This window comes from Shewanella sp. BJSY2023SW001 (genome assembly GCF_047314685.1).
Classification (GTDB): domain Bacteria; phylum Pseudomonadota; class Gammaproteobacteria; order Enterobacterales; family Shewanellaceae; genus Shewanella; species Shewanella indica.
Map to the genome: position 1 here is coordinate 135,947 of NZ_JBKORF010000084.1, position 14,164 is coordinate 150,110.

A 14,164-nucleotide genomic window follows, 5' to 3' on the forward strand; every position below is an offset into this window, starting at 1 on the left:
TTGCTATTGAAACGACTCTATTGTGTGTTACTCATGTTAACGCCTGGTTTCTCTCAGGTTATAACAATAAGAAGTACGTCATACCTATTAACTAGCTGTTTCCGAAAACCAGTTTTCAGCGATATGACGTTTTATTATCAAAAGGAAAAGAAGCATGCATAAGTCGATTATTTCACTGAGCATAGCTGCAGCCCTATTGGCGGGTTGTGGCAGTGACAGCAAGAAAGCGCCTGAGCCGGTTAATACACCTCCGGAAAGCCGGGATGTAACCTATGACGTTCGTCAGTCGGTACGCCTCAATGGACAACTGGAAGGAAGAGATGCCGAAGGAGGGATAACCTTTTCGTTAGTGGATCCCGGCGAAGTCAAGTTAGGGACTTTGACCATCAATGATGCGGCCAAGGGCAACTTCAGCTACCAGACAGATGCGCTGGAAGGCACAGAAGTCGTGCGCTTCAAAGTCAGTGACGGCAAGAGCGAGTCTATCTCAACGCTGACATTGCGTATTGACGGTGGCGACCCTCTGTATCAACATCAATGGCATTTGAAAAACACAGGCCAAAATGCCTTCGCCAAGAATCGCGGTGTGGCCGGTGAAGACATGAATGTCAGTGATGCCATTGCCTCAGGTGTTACCGGTAAAGGCGTTATTGTTGCTGTGGTGGATGATGGTCTGGAGATCAGTCACCCGGATCTCAGTGCCAATGTGATTGCGGGCGGATCCTATAATCTGATCACTGGCACTATTGACCCGACGCCATTTGCCGATAGTGCTGCGCATGGTACTGCGGTGGGTGGGATCATAGCCGCTGCCGGTTGGAATAGCATAGGGGGGCGCGGTGTTGCGCCTGAAGCCAGTCTTATCGGCTTTAACTTCCTGGATTGGGATCCCAGCGGTAAGGTCAAGAGCGTACAAACCTTTGAAAATTTCGCCAAGTCCCATGGCGCCAGTGCTTACAGTGACAATGCCAGGGTGTTTAACCAGAGCTATGGTTATTCAGTGCCTTTCCCCCATGGATTCGATGAAGATGAATATGAGGTCTATGGTGCTATTACCAAAGACAGTTTTGACGGCAAGGGCAGCATCTTCGTCAAGTCTGCCGGTAATGGCTATGCATATTATAGAGCATTCAATACTTACTGGATCCCCGGAGATTATTTCAGCGCGCCAAAGGAAGGTAAAGTGCCCAACCAAGGTTTGCCCTTCCATAATTCCAATATGTCTACCGACAACGCCAACGTATTTAATTTAGTGGTTTCGGCAATCAATGCAGCCGGTAAGCGCTCAAGCTATTCTTCTGTAGGCTCCAATGTGTTCGTTACTGCGCCGGGTGGGGAATATGGTGATGATGATCCCGCCATTGTGACCGCGGACAGAGCCAGCTGTGACAAGGGCTGGTCAGTTATTCAGACGCGCCCGGCAACACCGTTTGATGGTGGTCAGCATCCACTCAATTTGGAATGTGATTACACGTCTAGTATGAACGGAACATCGTCTGCGGCGCCCAATACCAGTGGTGCGGTCGCCATGATTATGAGTGCCAATCCCTCTCTTTCCTGGCGTGATATTCGCCATATCCTGGCTGCAACTGCCACCAAGGTGGATGCCGATATACCCGCCAAGACGGTTGCTATCGGTGAGGGCGACGACGCGCCTGTTTATGAGGCTATCTCAGGCTGGCAGGACAATGCCGCAGGATTTCATTTCCACAATGAGTATGGCTTTGGTCGGGTAGATGTTAGTGCAGCTGTCGCTATGGCCAAGGACTACAAGGCAGACTTGGGTGAGTATCTGTTGACAGACTGGATTGCCAGTGAAATGGAGCTTGATAAGGCGATTCCGGACGCCAATATTGCCGGGGTGTCAGACTCTCTTGAGGTTGCCGAGGATATGGTGGTGGAAGCGGTGCAGATTGAGCTCAGCGCCGATCACCTGCGTCTTCCTGATCTGGCGGTTGAGCTGGTGTCTCCGGCAGGTACCCGAAGTGTGTTGATGACGCCTTTCAACGGCATGGTGTATCAGGGCGTGATGGATCCCAATAATCCGAATGATCTGGTCAAAGGCTATGATAAGACACCTATGCTCTCAAATGCTTTCTATGGTGAAAACACCAAAGGCGTGTGGACCATTAAGCTGATAGATGTGAACAGCGGTGAATATCGGTTTATCAAATATGATAAGGGCTATATCAGTATTCCCAATGAGAGTAACGGTATGTTGAAGGGCTGGTCCATTCGTTTTCATGGCCACAAGGCCAAGGCAGCATCTTAAGGAGTAACAGATGAAGATTTCAACAGTAATGATAGTCATGGGAGTGACACTTTTGGCGACTCCTGCGATGGCGCATGATAAAAATCCTTTTGAAGATAACGGCGAGCAGTATCGGCAACAGGGCAGTAGAGCTGACTTCCTTGGGCTTAAGGATACCTTTTATATCAAGACAGACAAAGGTGTGCAGAAAGCCAGCAGGTTGAGTCAGGGAGAGCAACTGGTGACAGAGGCCGGCGAGCCTTTTGCGACCGTGACCGGAAAGTTGGTGGTCAAACTTAAGCCAGGTGTTGATGCCGCGACCTTTGCTGCCGATTCAGGCCTGAGGTTGGATTGGCAAAATGACACTCAACTGATGGTGTTGGCCGCTAGAGAAGGCAGCGATCTCCTGGCTGTGCTCGAAAAGCTGAAGCGGGATCCGCAAGTGATGAGAGTCAAGCTGGATAGGGCGGTACTTAAACAAGAGCCTATGTGAGCCGCTGAGATGATCCACTAAAACACAAACAGGCCCGGGTCCCACCGGGCCTGTTACTTATTGGCCAGCAAAAACTCCACAAAGGCCCGGTCGGCCTGGCTTACCGGGCGCTGTTTCTTCCAGGCAATATGCAAGTCGAGATACACTGGCGGTGCGAAGGGCAGGGCGATGATGTCATCTCTTTCATTGACCACCATTTCCAACACGCTGGTGACGGCAAATCCTTGACTTACAATCTGTTTTATTAGGTTTATCAGATTGGTTTCAAAGGCGATCTTAGGTTCGAGTTGCAGCTCTCTGGCTCGGCTCAGCATCCATTCACGATGAAAATAACCGGGTTTGAACATCACCAACTCATGGGCGAAAAACTGCTCCAGCGTTACGGCCTCGTTTGTGGCCAAGGGGTGTTCAGGGCTAGACGCTACCACCATCTGTTCTCTAATTAACAAACAGGACTCGAACTCGGGCTTGAGGTCCTGGGCCGTGATAATCGCTATATCCACCTCTTCCTGCTCCAGCATCCTCAGGGCATCGCGGGTGCCTCCCTCAAACAGCGACAGTTTCAAATCCGGATACTGATGGCGAAAGGCCATCACCCGTGACGGCAGGTAGAATGAGCCCAACATACCGGGCACGGCAATTCGCACTTCGCCCTTTGCCAGCTCGGCCATGGCTCGGATATGGGCTTCTGCCTGATTCAGTTGCTTGAGGATCAATACCGCGTGTTGATGCAGCGCCAGCCCTTCGGCAGTGAGGCGAATGCCGCTTTCCTGGCGACTGCCGCTGCGATTGACCAGAGTGACGCCGAGCGATTGCTCCAGCCGCTTGATACTTTGACTGAGGGCGGGTTGGGCCAAATTCAGCTTCTCTGCCGCCCGGGTAAAACTGCCGTACTTAACCAGGTGATCCAGGTGTTTTAGTTGTCTGATGTCCACGTCACGCCTTATTCTTGCGATAATCCTGAGGAAGTTATTAATCATAACAAAAATTGATAAAATCGATATTATTTATCTATTATTGTTATGCGCCGCCCGGTGCTAATCTTGTTTGGTGAATCCTTTGCTAATTTAAGAGGTCGGAGTGACTAAGGTCAAAGCCGTTGGCCGGCATGCGCGTGATACCCGTTTGATTTGGGCACTGTGCGTGGCATCAGTGGTGGTTTATATCAATCTGTATTTGATGCAAGGGATGCTGCCCTTGATTGCCGAGCATTTTCAGGTAACGGCGGCCAAGTCGACTCTGGTGCTGTCTGTAACCAGCTTTACGCTGGCATTTTCCTTGCTTGGCTATGCCATAGTCTCGGACAGGATTGGCCGTCACAAGCCGATTATTATCAGCCTTTGGGCTTTGGCGCTGTCCAATATCTTGTTGGTATTTGTTAAAGACTTCAATGCGCTGGTGGCGGTTAGGTTGCTTCAGGGGATATTGCTGGCGGCTGTGCCGGCTATCGCCATGGCTTATTTCAAGGAGCAACTCAGACCTGAGACCATGCTCAAAGCCGCAGCGGTTTACATTACCGCCAACAGTTTCGGTGGCATTATCGGTCGGCTGTTTGGCGGGCTGATGTCGCAACATCTATTGTGGCAGGATGCCATGTGGCTGCTGCTGGCGGTGAGTCTGTTTGGGGTGGCATTGGTCAGTTATTTGCTGCCCAATGCCGTCAGCGCTGCCAAGCGAGAACGGTTGCCGAAACAGTGGCGTTTCTGGCGCGGTGGCAGTGAAGACTTACGGGGCTTTGTACATCACCTCAAGGATAGTCAAATGCGACTGGCTTACCTTATTGGTGGGCTGGCATTTATGATGATGGTCAACCAGTACAGCTTTATTCAGTTGCACTTGATGGCACCGCCTTATGATTGGAGCCGGTTTGAGGCGACGCTGATCTTCCTCTGCTATTCGAGCGGTACACTGGCATCGTATTATACCGCCAGGTGGATTGCCCGTTACGGGCAGTTGCCTCTGTTCAGAATTTCCTTGCTGCTGATGTTGTGCGGCAGCCTGCTGACTGTGTTGGATACCCAGGTGTGGATCTGCGTGGGCTTTTTGCTCACCTCCTGCGGTTTCTTTATTACCCACAGTTGCTGTAACTCCTTTGTGGCCATGCGCGCCAGCAGCCACAGGGCCAAGGCCACTTCATTGTATCTGTGCTGCTATTACCTTGGCGCCGCAATGGGAGGCCCTTTTTTGATGCTGTTCTGGCAGCGGGGAGAGTGGCAGGGTGTGGTGATGGGATCCATGGTTTTGCTGTTTTTGACTTCGCTGGCGGTCTGGCGCCTTGGCTGGCGGCAAAAACAGCCGCTCAGCCAGGAGATGGATACGCCTCAGGGGGCATCGTTGAGGTAGTCTTTACGCTCAAGAGCATATTTGCGCATCTTGTCGTAGAGGGTTTTGCGCGGTAGCTCCAACTGTTCCATGGTCAGCTTGATGGAGCCCTTGTTGTGCGCCAGGGCTTCTTCAATCAGCAGTCTTTCGAAAAACTCCACCCTTTGAGTCAGTGACATGCCGCTTTGCAGGCTGTCACTGCTGCCTATGGCGCCGGCAAAGGCAGCCTCGGCACCAAGCAGAACATAACGTTCCGCCAGATTTCTCAATTCGCGCACATTGCCGGGCCATTCATGGGTACTGAGACGGGCCTGCTGTTCACCGCCAAGGGCAATCAGCGCTTTGTGGTAACGGGCTGAAGCTATACGGGCAAAGTGCAGAAACAGCAAGGGAATATCTTCCCGTCGCTCCCTCAGCGGCGGAATGGCTACAGTCACCAGATTGAGACGATAGAAGAGATCTTCGCGAAAGCTGCCCTGGCGGCACAGTTCTTTGAGGTCGACCTTGGTTGCGGCAATCACCCTGATATCCAGCGCTATGGATTTATTGGAGCCCAGACGCTCGACTCTTCTGTCTTCCAGCACACGCAGCAACTTGACCTGCAATGCCATAGGTGTGCTCTCAATTTCATCAAGGAACAGGGTACCGCCGTTGGCGTACTCAAATTTGCCTATCCGGGTCTTGTCGGCGCCGGTAAAGGCTCCTGCTTCTGCACCAAACAGCTCACTCTCTATGATGTTTTCCGGGATAGCGCCACAGTTGATGGCGACAAAGTTGGCGCCGTGCCTGGGGCTGTGATCGTGCAGGTAACGGGCAACCAACTCTTTGCCAGTGCCGGTTTCACCCTCGATCAGGATATCGGCCGGAGTATCCAGCACCTGGTGGATGAGATGGCGCATCTGACGGATCCCCGGACTGTTGCCGAGGATCCTGGGGCCTGGCAGGCTCTGGGATTCCAGCTCCTGCTTGAGCTTGCGGTTCTCCAGCGTCAGGCTGCGCTTGTCCAGTGCCCGCTTGACGACGTCCAATATATGTTCATTGTTGAAGGGTTTTTCCAGAAAGTCGTAGGCGCCCTGTTTAACGGCGCTGACCGCCATGGCGATATCGCCAAAGCCGGTGATCAGTATTACCGGCAGATCGGCATCCAGCTGTTTGATTTGCTGCATAACACTGATGCCATCCATGCCGGGCATATTGACATCGGTAATGACTATTCCCATCCAGTCACGGCTGAGGTGGCGCAAGATCTCTTTCGGTTGGGTCGATGCTTTGGCACTGATGCCTTCGAGTTCAAATAATTGGCTCAGCACTGTGCCTATATGGGGTTCGTCGTCCAGGATCAGGACAGTGTATTCTTGTTCGCTCATTGGGTTTCCTCGCCGTGGTACAGAGGCAACAGGATCTGAAATATAGCGCCGCCTTCTGCGGCGTTGGCGACGCTGATGGAGCCCTGCATGGACTCGACAATTCGGCGGGAGATGGAGAGTCCCAGACCCAATCCCTGTCGTTGGCTGGTGGTAAAATAGGGTTCGAAAATTTTCTCCATCTGGCTTTCGTTGACGCCGGGGCCGGAATCTTGAATTCGGATACACAGCATATCTTCTACGCTGATGCTGATGGTCAACAAACGCTCATCGACTCGTTGCATGGCGACTATGGCATTGCTGATAAGGTTCACCAGTACCTGTTGCAGGCGTATTTTATCGCCGTAGAAGCACCAGGGCTTACCCGGGAGCTGCAGTTCGAGCCGGATCCCCTGTTTGTCGATTTCCGGATGCACTATGGTCAGCGCCTCCTGCACGGTTTCATTGATACTGGTGGGCTTGTCCTGGCCCTGGCTCTTACGGGTGAAGCTCTTGAACTGGGCAACTATTTCCGCCAAGCGGTCGGTCAGGCTGATGATGGTGACCAGGTTTTCCTGCGCCTTGTCATGCATGCCCCGACCAAGAAAGGTTTGAGTGTTTTGGGCATAACTGCGCAGCGCCGCCAATGGTTGATTGATTTCATGGTTGATGCTGGCAGACAGACTGCCGATGACAGTCAGCTTGGCGGCCTGGATCAGTTCATCCTGGGTTTGTTTCAGTTGGGTGTTGGCATCTTCCAGCTCCCGGGTACGTTCTTTGACCCTATGTTCCAGCTGGCTCTGGGCTTGGCGCATGCGTCTTAGGTTACGGCGCCGCTCGAGACTGAACAGCAGACCCAATGCCAGCAACAGAAAGATACTGGCGGACAGCAGCATCACAGGGGGCAGTGAACGATACAAAGGGGCAACAGGTGTCAGCACATGCACATACCAGCCTACCTTGATCATTTCATTGCGGGTATCCAGATATTGGGCCCGGCCCTGATCGTTTTCTATCCGATACAGTGCCCTGTGGGGGAGAGTTTCCTGCCGGTAGGGCGGATCTATCCTGAGTTCCTGCAGCTTACGGTCGGCATAACGGCGGCTAAGGGTTATCTGCTGTAACCTTTCCGCAGCCAGGGGTTGCAGTGACCTCAGGCGCCAATTGGCAATACTGGCGAGAAAGATGATTTCATCCTCACCGCTGATGGCCAGTTCATACTGGCCCGCCTTGGCCAGCCCCGTCATCTGCTCTTCAATATCGGCAATATCGACCTTGACCACTATGACACCGAGCACCTTACCCTGATCGTAAATCGGGTAAGAGAAATAAAACCCTCTGGTGTTGGACGAGGTACCGACGGCGTAATAGCTGCCCAGTCTGCCGGCGATGGCTTCTGTGTAGTAGGGGCGAAAGGCATAATTCTGACCGATAAACGAATAGGCTTGTTGCCAGTTACTGGCGGCAATAGCATCCCCTTGGCTATTGAGCAGATAGATATCAGAGGCTTCGGTGACATGCTGTATCTCTTCAAAGTACTTGTTGATTTTGCTGATTTCGCGCTTGTCTGCGCTACTCTTGATTACCCGGGCCAGCATGGGGTTGGTGGACAGCACATGGGGAATACTCTCATAGCGAATGAGTGCGCCTTCAATAAAGCTTATGACTTCGCTGAGCTGTTTGTCTGCCAGGGATTGGTATTGGGTGAATCCCTTATCCAGATGGTACCAGTAGGTCAGTTTGAGGGTAATAAACAGACCCGTCACCAGCATGGTGGTGATAAGCAGGCGCTTTCGGGTCTTGTTGTTGAGCGGCATCTTATTGTCCCGGCGTTATTGCGGTGTAATTCCGGCGTAAGAAATCGGCGAGTCTTAGACTCGCCGATAGCCCTGTTGATTTCAAGGATTAAAAGCCCCGCAGTGAATCCAGATACTCAGGCAGGAACAGAGACACTTGAGGAACATAGGTGATCAGAATAAGGAACCCCAATAACAGCAGCAGCCAAGGCAAGCAAGCGTGGATTACCCAACCTATGCTCTTGCCTGTGATCCCCGAGGTCACAAACAGATTAAGCCCCACCGGCGGCGTCAGCATTCCTATCTCCATATTGACTACCATGATGATCCCAAGGTGAATGGGGTCGATCCCCAACTGGGTGGCGATGGGGAAGAGGATGGGCGCCATGATAAGCAAAATGGCTGATGGCTCCATAAAGTTACCTGCGGCCAGCAACAACAGGTTGACTATGATGAGAAAGCCCCAGGCAGGCAGGCCCATGCCGACTATGTTTTCGGCAATCATGTGAGGGATCCGTTCAGTGGTCAACACATGGGCGAACAGCATGGCGTTGCCTATGATAAACAGCAGCATGATACTGACTTTGGCGCCATCCCTGACGACGGCGCGTATCTCTTTGTCGGCCGGTGTTTTGAGTAATCCCAGCAGGCTGTACCCCAGATTGCGACCTATGGCTTTGATTACCGGCTCACCAGGATTGCGCCAGGCGACATTTTTCAGCGGCCCGATATCTCGATAGCCGAAGACGGCAATGAAATAGGCATAGACGCAAGCGACCGCCGAGGCTTCTGTGGGGCTGGCGACCCCGCCGTAAATGGAACCCAGCACTATGACAATCAGCATCAGGCCACCCATGGCCTTGGCCGTTGAGATAGAGAGCTTGCGAATGCCGGGGAAGGGCAGGGAAGGTAATCCCTTGATTCGGGCCACTATATAGATGGCCAGCATGATCAGCATCCCCGCCAGTAACCCAGGGATCAGCCCGGCCATAAACATCCGCGCTGCGGACACTTCAGTGGCTGCCGAATACACCAGCATCACAATCGATGGTGGGATCAGTATTCCCAGGGTACCTGAGGTGGTAATAACCCCGGCGGCAAATTTTTGTGGATATCCGGCGCGGATCATGCCGACGATAACTATGGAGCCGATAGCTGCCACTGTGGCCGGAGAAGAGCCGGAGACGGCGGCAAACAACATACAGGCCATGACCGAGGCCATGGCCAAACCGCCGCGGATATGGCCGACACTGTCCATGGCGAAGTCGATGATCCGTCTGGCGACGCCGCCGGTGGAGAGAAAGGCCGAGGACAGAATAAAGAAAGGGATCGCCAGCAAAGTGTAGTGCTCTGAAGTGGACTCATAGAGTTTCAGGGCCACAGAGGCCAGCGAATCGTTGGAAAACAGTAAAATAGTCAGCATGCTGGAGAAACCCAGTGCAATGGCAATGGGCATGCCGAGCAGCATACAAACAAATAAGACGATAAAGAGGGTAGCTATTGTCATGGCGTTACCTACTCATGCTTGGAGTTGTTTTTGTCTTCGCCGGCTTCGTTTTCATCTGCCAGGTGCATGCTTTCCTTGGCTTCATCGTGGAAGCTGAATCCTTGTGAGCGGTTGGTCAGAATGGCAAAAAACAGTTCAATGAAACGCCAGGTCAACATGGCAAAACCGATTATCAGAATGCTTTGGGAGATCCACAGCGGCACAGCAGGATCTTCAACATCTATGCGCAGGGTTTCCCAGGCAAAATCGGGTTCCAGTTTGGCAACCAGGGCATGGGGGAAGTCGATATCTTCCATGGGTATTCCAATCTGATACATCTGGCTGAGATAATCCCAACTGCCTTTAAGGAACAGGCCGCAATAGATCAAACAGATGACCGCAGCCAGCATGGCGGCGTATTTGCGGCCTGTCCTGGGGAGCTTTTTGACGAAGGCATCGACACCTATATGGGCACCGACTTTAACGCCGTATGACATGCCAAAGAGGACAAACCAACCACAGAGGGTCAATGTCAGCTCCTGCATCCAGAGAAATCCTGTATTGAAAAAGAAGCGGGCAACGACTTCGACAAAGACAAGTACCGTCATCAGGGTGATCAATAAGTTGAGAAAGCCTTCCTCAAAGTAGCCCAAGGCGCGTGAAATCATATTGCTCTCCGCAGAAATTGCGGGGGCCGGAGCCCCCATACTGACTTACTGGTTGGCGGCCACGGCGGCATCTATCACGTCTTTGCCGATTTGGTCTTCAAATTTGGCCCAGACCGGTTTCATTGCATCAACCCAGGCCTGGCGTTGCTCAGGGGTGAGCTCAACTACCAAAGAACGTTTGGAGTCGATGATCAACTGGCGGTCCTGGTCATTCTTGTCACCTGCAATTTTGTTGCCATAGGCAATGGCTTCATCGAGCGCTTCTTTGATGATTTTCCGCTTATCGCCGGGCAAGCTCTTCCAGAAGGTGTTGGAGGTCACCACCATGTAGTCGAGCACACCATGGTTACTTTCGGTGATATGGCTCTGCACCTCGAAGAATTTTTTGGAGTAGATATTGGACCAGGTGTTTTCCTGACCATCTATAGCGCGGGTTTGCAGCAAGGTGAACACCTCGGAGAAGGGCTTTTTCACTGCAGTTGCATCGACGGCGGCAAACTGGGCTGCCAGTACGTCAGAGGCCATAACCCGGAATTTTTTGCCGCTGGCGTCTTTTGGCAACAGCAACGGCTCATTGGCAGAGAACTGCTTCATACCATTGTGCAGATAGCCGAGACCAACAACGCCTTTTCGCTTCATGGAGTTCAGCAGTTTTTGCCCGGCTTCACTCTGCTGGAACTTGTCGACAGCGGCCATGTCTTTGAACAGAAACGGCAGATCGAACAGCTGCAGTTTTTTGGTGTAACGCTCGAACTTGGAAAGTGATGGCGCAACCAACTGCACATCGTTGAGCAGCAGCGCGGCCAGTTCATTGTTGTCTCCGAAGAGTTGTGAGTTGGGGAACACACTGACCTGATATTCACCTGGCAGGCGTTCTTCGACCAAGGCCTTGAATTTCAGTGCCATCTGGCCCTTGGGGGTGTTTTCTGCCACAACGTGGGAAAATTTTATCTCTACCGGTTCTGCCAGAACCGAGAAGCTCGCCAAGGCGCCGGCTAAAGCCGTCACTTTGGCAAGGGTTCTCAGCGGCCGGGTAAAGAGTGTGGATGGATTGAATGCACTCATGATGTGTCCTTTTTATATGCTCTTGAGTTATTGAAAAATACGTACCCCAAAGTGCGTATTTCCAGCGGGAATACAGCCGATTTTCCCTAAGGTCTGTATTGGGTAAGGCAAGTAGCGCGCCAATTTGATTACTTTTTTGTAACCCATTGGTTGCTAAAGTGTAGTTTATTTGATGTTTGTCACGTCTTTTTGCTGTTTGAGTGAGATCTTGCTCACTCTGTCGTCGGTTGTGGGTGGAAAACCGCCTATTGTGATTTTGATTTACTTGGGGGGATCTATGCGCTTGAGGACGGCGTCACTGGGCAGCAGTTCCAGGTGACCCTGTTCGTCAAAGTACCAGCCGGTAATAAAGCCTTTCTGACGCATGGTCACCAGGTTATGCATCACTTCTCTGGCTTCTTTTTGTGCGGTTTGTTCGTCATAGTCGTTGGTGTGCTTCAAATAGGCCGCAATGCTGGCGAGGGAAGCCGATTGACTGATTCCTGTCATAGCCTCTGCTCCACAAAAAAAGATGCTTCCCTGAAGCGTAGTTGAAAATTTAGTCAGTGTGAAAGAAGCAATGGTATTACAGCCTAGGATGATGATCTGAGCCTGCCTTGTCCATGTCATGTCACAGCTGAGCAAGTCAGGACCGCAATATCTATCTTGTGACTGTCGGCCAGAGCCCTTTTCCCTTGTAGGGTTAGGCTGCTAGAATATGCGCACTTTTCATTTGCCTGCCTGGCAGGCGTTTATTCTTAAGGTTAGTGTTCAATTATGACCACCAAGACGCGTTTTGCTCCCAGCCCTACCGGCTTTCTTCATGTGGGCGGTGCCCGTACGGCTCTATACTCCTGGTTGCACGCCCGTGCCAATAATGGCGAGTTTGTGCTGCGTATCGAAGATACGGATCTTGAGCGTTCTACTCAGGAGGCGGTTGATGCCATTCTGGAAGGGATGGAATGGTTGGGCCTGAATTGGGACGAAGGTCCTTACTATCAGACCAAGCGCTTCGATCGTTACAACGAGATCATTGCTCAGATGCTGAAAGAGGGCACGGCTTACAAGTGTTATTGCTCTCGTGAGCGCATTGAAGCTCTGCGTGAAGAGCAGGCCTCCAAGGGTGAACGTCAGAAGTATGATGGCTGCTGCCGTGATGCCGCTCCCCGTGATACAGATGAACCATATGTAGTACGTTTCAAAAATCCCCAGGAAGGCAGCGTGGTTTTTGATGATCATGTTCGTGGCCGGATTGAAATTGCCAACGAAGAACTGGATGATCTGATCATTGCCCGCAGCGACGGTACACCTACCTATAACTTCTGTGTGGTGGTTGATGACTGGGATATGGGTATCACTTGCGTGGTTCGCGGTGAAGACCATATCAACAACACTCCAAGACAGATCAACATTCTTAAGGCCCTGGGTGCACCTGTTCCTGAGTATGCCCACGTATCCATGATCCTGGGTGACGATGGTGCCAAGCTTTCCAAGCGTCACGGCGCCGTGAGCGTAATGCAGTATCGTGATGACGGTTATTTGCCGGAAGCATTGCTGAACTATCTGGTGCGTTTGGGCTGGTCCCATGGCGATCAGGAGATCTTCTCACTGGAGGAGATGAAGCAGTTCTTCAAATTGGACGATATCAATAAGGCGGCTTCGGCATTCAATACCGAGAAGCTGATTTGGTTGAACCAGCACTATATGAAGTCGCTGGATCCAGAATATGTGGCCGGTTTCCTTGAATGGCATATGCGTGATCAGCAGATAGATACCAGTAATGGCCCGGCCCTGGCTGAAATCGTTACTGCATTGGCAGAGCGCAGCAAGACACTTAAAGAGATGGCTGCTTCCAGCCGCTACTTCTATGAAGACTTCGAGGCGTTTGATGAAGCGCAGGCCAAGAAGCACTTGCGCGGGGTCGCATTGGAGCCCTTGCAACTGGTGCAGCAGAAGTTGGCGGCTTTGCCTGAGTGGACCGTGGAAGCGATTCACAATGCCATTGAGTCAACAGCGGCCGAGCTTGAGGTGGGAATGGGTAAAGTCGGTATGCCTTTACGGGTTGCCGTAACTGGTGCCGGCCAATCTCCTGCTGTGGATTTAACCTTATTTCTCATTGGGAAAGCTCGTTGCGAGCAAAGAATCTCCAAAGCGGTTGAATTTGTAGCAGCCAGAATAAATTCCTAAAAAAGGCGTTGACACATTTGGGTGTGCTGCATAGAATGCGCCTCGCAGTTGAGACACAGGGCAGCAAGTTGCTGGCAGTACACTCAAATGTAATGAGAGATAGCTTGGGGCTATAGCTCAGCTGGGAGAGCGCTTGCATGGCATGCAAGAGGTCGACGGTTCGATCCCGTCTAGCTCCACCAACTACTCTCAATCAGCTCTTTTTAAGCAGAGTTTAAATGCTTAAGTCCGGGGTCCCCTTCGTCTAGAGGCCTAGGACACCGCCCTTTCACGGCGGTAACAGGGGTTCGAATCCCCTAGGGGATGCCAATTTTGCAGTGTTTAGTAAAACCTGTACTCTTATCACAGAGTCTAAAGCGTGAGTCCGGGGTCCCCTTCGTCTAGAGGCCTAGGACACCGCCCTTTCACGGCGGTAACAGGGGTTCGAATCCCCTAGGGGATGCCACATTTTGCAGCGTTTAGTAAAACCTGCACTCTTATCACAGAGTCTAAACAGTGAGTCCGGGGTCCCCTTCGTCTAGAGGCCTAGGACACCGCCCTTTCACGGCGGTAACAGGGGTTCGAATCCCCTAGG

Annotated in this window: 11 protein-coding genes and 3 tRNA genes; 7 read left to right on the forward strand and 7 right to left on the reverse strand. The window is 52.0% G+C overall.

Going from position 1 to position 14,164, the window contains the following annotated elements; all coding sequences use genetic code 11:
* The first annotated feature begins 154 nt into the window (after positions 1–154).
* Positions 155–2,272, forward strand: coding sequence for a S8 family serine peptidase (locus tag ACMHXH_RS20485; protein WP_233962766.1), 2,118 nt, complete (start codon positions 155–157; stop codon positions 2,270–2,272).
* Positions 2,273–2,282: 10 nt separating this feature from the next.
* A complete protein-coding gene (locus tag ACMHXH_RS20490; RefSeq protein ID WP_162207322.1) occupies positions 2,283–2,744 on the forward strand; it encodes a hypothetical protein in 462 nt (153 codons plus the stop codon).
* 53 nt (positions 2,745–2,797) lie between these two features.
* On the opposite strand, the gene ACMHXH_RS20495 is transcribed toward ACMHXH_RS20490, so the two are convergent.
* Positions 2,798–3,679 (reverse strand): LysR family transcriptional regulator, encoded by an 882-nt coding sequence (locus ACMHXH_RS20495; RefSeq protein WP_039033787.1) that lies wholly within the window; start codon positions 3,677–3,679, stop codon positions 2,798–2,800.
* 145 nt (positions 3,680–3,824) lie between these two features.
* Between ACMHXH_RS20495 and ACMHXH_RS20500 the strand changes: the two genes are divergently transcribed.
* Positions 3,825–5,087: an MFS transporter gene (locus ACMHXH_RS20500; RefSeq protein WP_071239202.1), complete on the forward strand. Its 1,263-nt coding sequence runs from the start codon at positions 3,825–3,827 to the stop codon at positions 5,085–5,087.
* Here the strand turns inward: ACMHXH_RS20500 and ACMHXH_RS20505 are convergent.
* From ACMHXH_RS20505 to ACMHXH_RS20530, 6 genes are all read right to left on the reverse strand, one after another.
* Positions 5,066–6,433: a sigma-54-dependent transcriptional regulator gene (locus tag ACMHXH_RS20505; protein WP_071476248.1), complete on the reverse strand. Its 1,368-nt coding sequence runs from the start codon at positions 6,431–6,433 to the stop codon at positions 5,066–5,068. The genes ACMHXH_RS20500 and ACMHXH_RS20505 overlap by 22 nt on opposite strands.
* Complete coding sequence (locus ACMHXH_RS20510) at positions 6,430–8,226, reverse strand: sensor histidine kinase (RefSeq protein WP_335912117.1); 1,797 nt, start codon at positions 8,224–8,226, stop codon at positions 6,430–6,432. Before ACMHXH_RS20510 ends, ACMHXH_RS20505 begins: the two co-directional genes overlap by 4 nt.
* A gap of 88 nt (positions 8,227–8,314) precedes the next feature.
* Complete coding sequence (locus tag ACMHXH_RS20515; RefSeq protein ID WP_039033791.1) at positions 8,315–9,712, reverse strand: TRAP transporter large permease; 1,398 nt, start codon at positions 9,710–9,712, stop codon at positions 8,315–8,317.
* 8 nt (positions 9,713–9,720) lie between these two features.
* Entirely contained in the window at positions 9,721–10,359 is a 639-nt protein-coding gene (locus tag ACMHXH_RS20520) for a TRAP transporter small permease (RefSeq protein WP_335912115.1), read from the reverse strand.
* A 45-nt stretch (positions 10,360–10,404) separates the two neighbouring features.
* Positions 10,405–11,424, reverse strand: a complete 1,020-nt coding sequence (locus ACMHXH_RS20525) for a TRAP transporter substrate-binding protein (protein ID WP_335912111.1) — start codon at positions 11,422–11,424, stop codon at positions 10,405–10,407.
* Between the two features lie 261 nt (positions 11,425–11,685).
* The gene (locus tag ACMHXH_RS20530; RefSeq protein WP_025890110.1) at positions 11,686–11,913 is read right to left on the reverse strand and encodes a hypothetical protein; all 228 of its coding nucleotides are present in this window, start codon (positions 11,911–11,913) and stop codon (positions 11,686–11,688) included.
* A gap of 267 nt (positions 11,914–12,180) precedes the next feature.
* Between ACMHXH_RS20530 and gltX the strand changes: the two genes are divergently transcribed.
* The 4 genes from gltX to ACMHXH_RS20550 all read left to right on the forward strand — a co-directional run bounded on the left by gltX (position 12,181) and on the right by ACMHXH_RS20550 (position 14,035).
* The gene (gene gltX, locus ACMHXH_RS20535) at positions 12,181–13,590 is read left to right on the forward strand and encodes a glutamate--tRNA ligase (RefSeq protein ID WP_071476245.1); all 1,410 of its coding nucleotides are present in this window, start codon (positions 12,181–12,183) and stop codon (positions 13,588–13,590) included.
* A 106-nt stretch (positions 13,591–13,696) separates the two neighbouring features.
* Positions 13,697–13,772: transfer RNA gene (locus ACMHXH_RS20540), tRNA-Ala, on the forward strand.
* 51 nt (positions 13,773–13,823) lie between these two features.
* A tRNA-Glu gene (locus ACMHXH_RS20545) sits at positions 13,824–13,899 on the forward strand.
* Positions 13,900–13,959: 60 nt separating this feature from the next.
* A tRNA-Glu gene (locus tag ACMHXH_RS20550) sits at positions 13,960–14,035 on the forward strand.
* Positions 14,036–14,164: the final 129 nt, after the last annotated feature.

What these genes read in the sequence shown, in the direction of transcription:
- ACMHXH_RS20485 (WP_233962766.1), top strand. Translation starts at nt 155, where the DNA reads ATGCATAAGTCGATTATTTCACTGAGCATAGCTGCAGCCCTATTGGCG.
- ACMHXH_RS20490 (WP_162207322.1), top strand. Translation starts at nt 2,283, where the DNA reads ATGAAGATTTCAACAGTAATGATAGTCATGGGAGTGACACTTTTGGCG.
- ACMHXH_RS20505 (WP_071476248.1), bottom strand. Translation starts at nt 6,433, where the DNA reads ATGAGCGAACAAGAATACACTGTCCTGATCCTGGACGACGAACCCCAT.
- ACMHXH_RS20510 (WP_335912117.1), bottom strand. Translation starts at nt 8,226, where the DNA reads ATGCCGCTCAACAACAAGACCCGAAAGCGCCTGCTTATCACCACCATG.
- ACMHXH_RS20515 (WP_039033791.1), bottom strand. Translation starts at nt 9,712, where the DNA reads ATGACAATAGCTACCCTCTTTATCGTCTTATTTGTTTGTATGCTGCTC.
- ACMHXH_RS20520 (WP_335912115.1), bottom strand. Translation starts at nt 10,359, where the DNA reads ATGATTTCACGCGCCTTGGGCTACTTTGAGGAAGGCTTTCTCAACTTA.
- ACMHXH_RS20525 (WP_335912111.1), bottom strand. Translation starts at nt 11,424, where the DNA reads ATGAGTGCATTCAATCCATCCACACTCTTTACCCGGCCGCTGAGAACC.
- ACMHXH_RS20530 (WP_025890110.1), bottom strand. Translation starts at nt 11,913, where the DNA reads ATGACAGGAATCAGTCAATCGGCTTCCCTCGCCAGCATTGCGGCCTAT.
- gltX (WP_071476245.1), top strand. Translation starts at nt 12,181, where the DNA reads ATGACCACCAAGACGCGTTTTGCTCCCAGCCCTACCGGCTTTCTTCAT.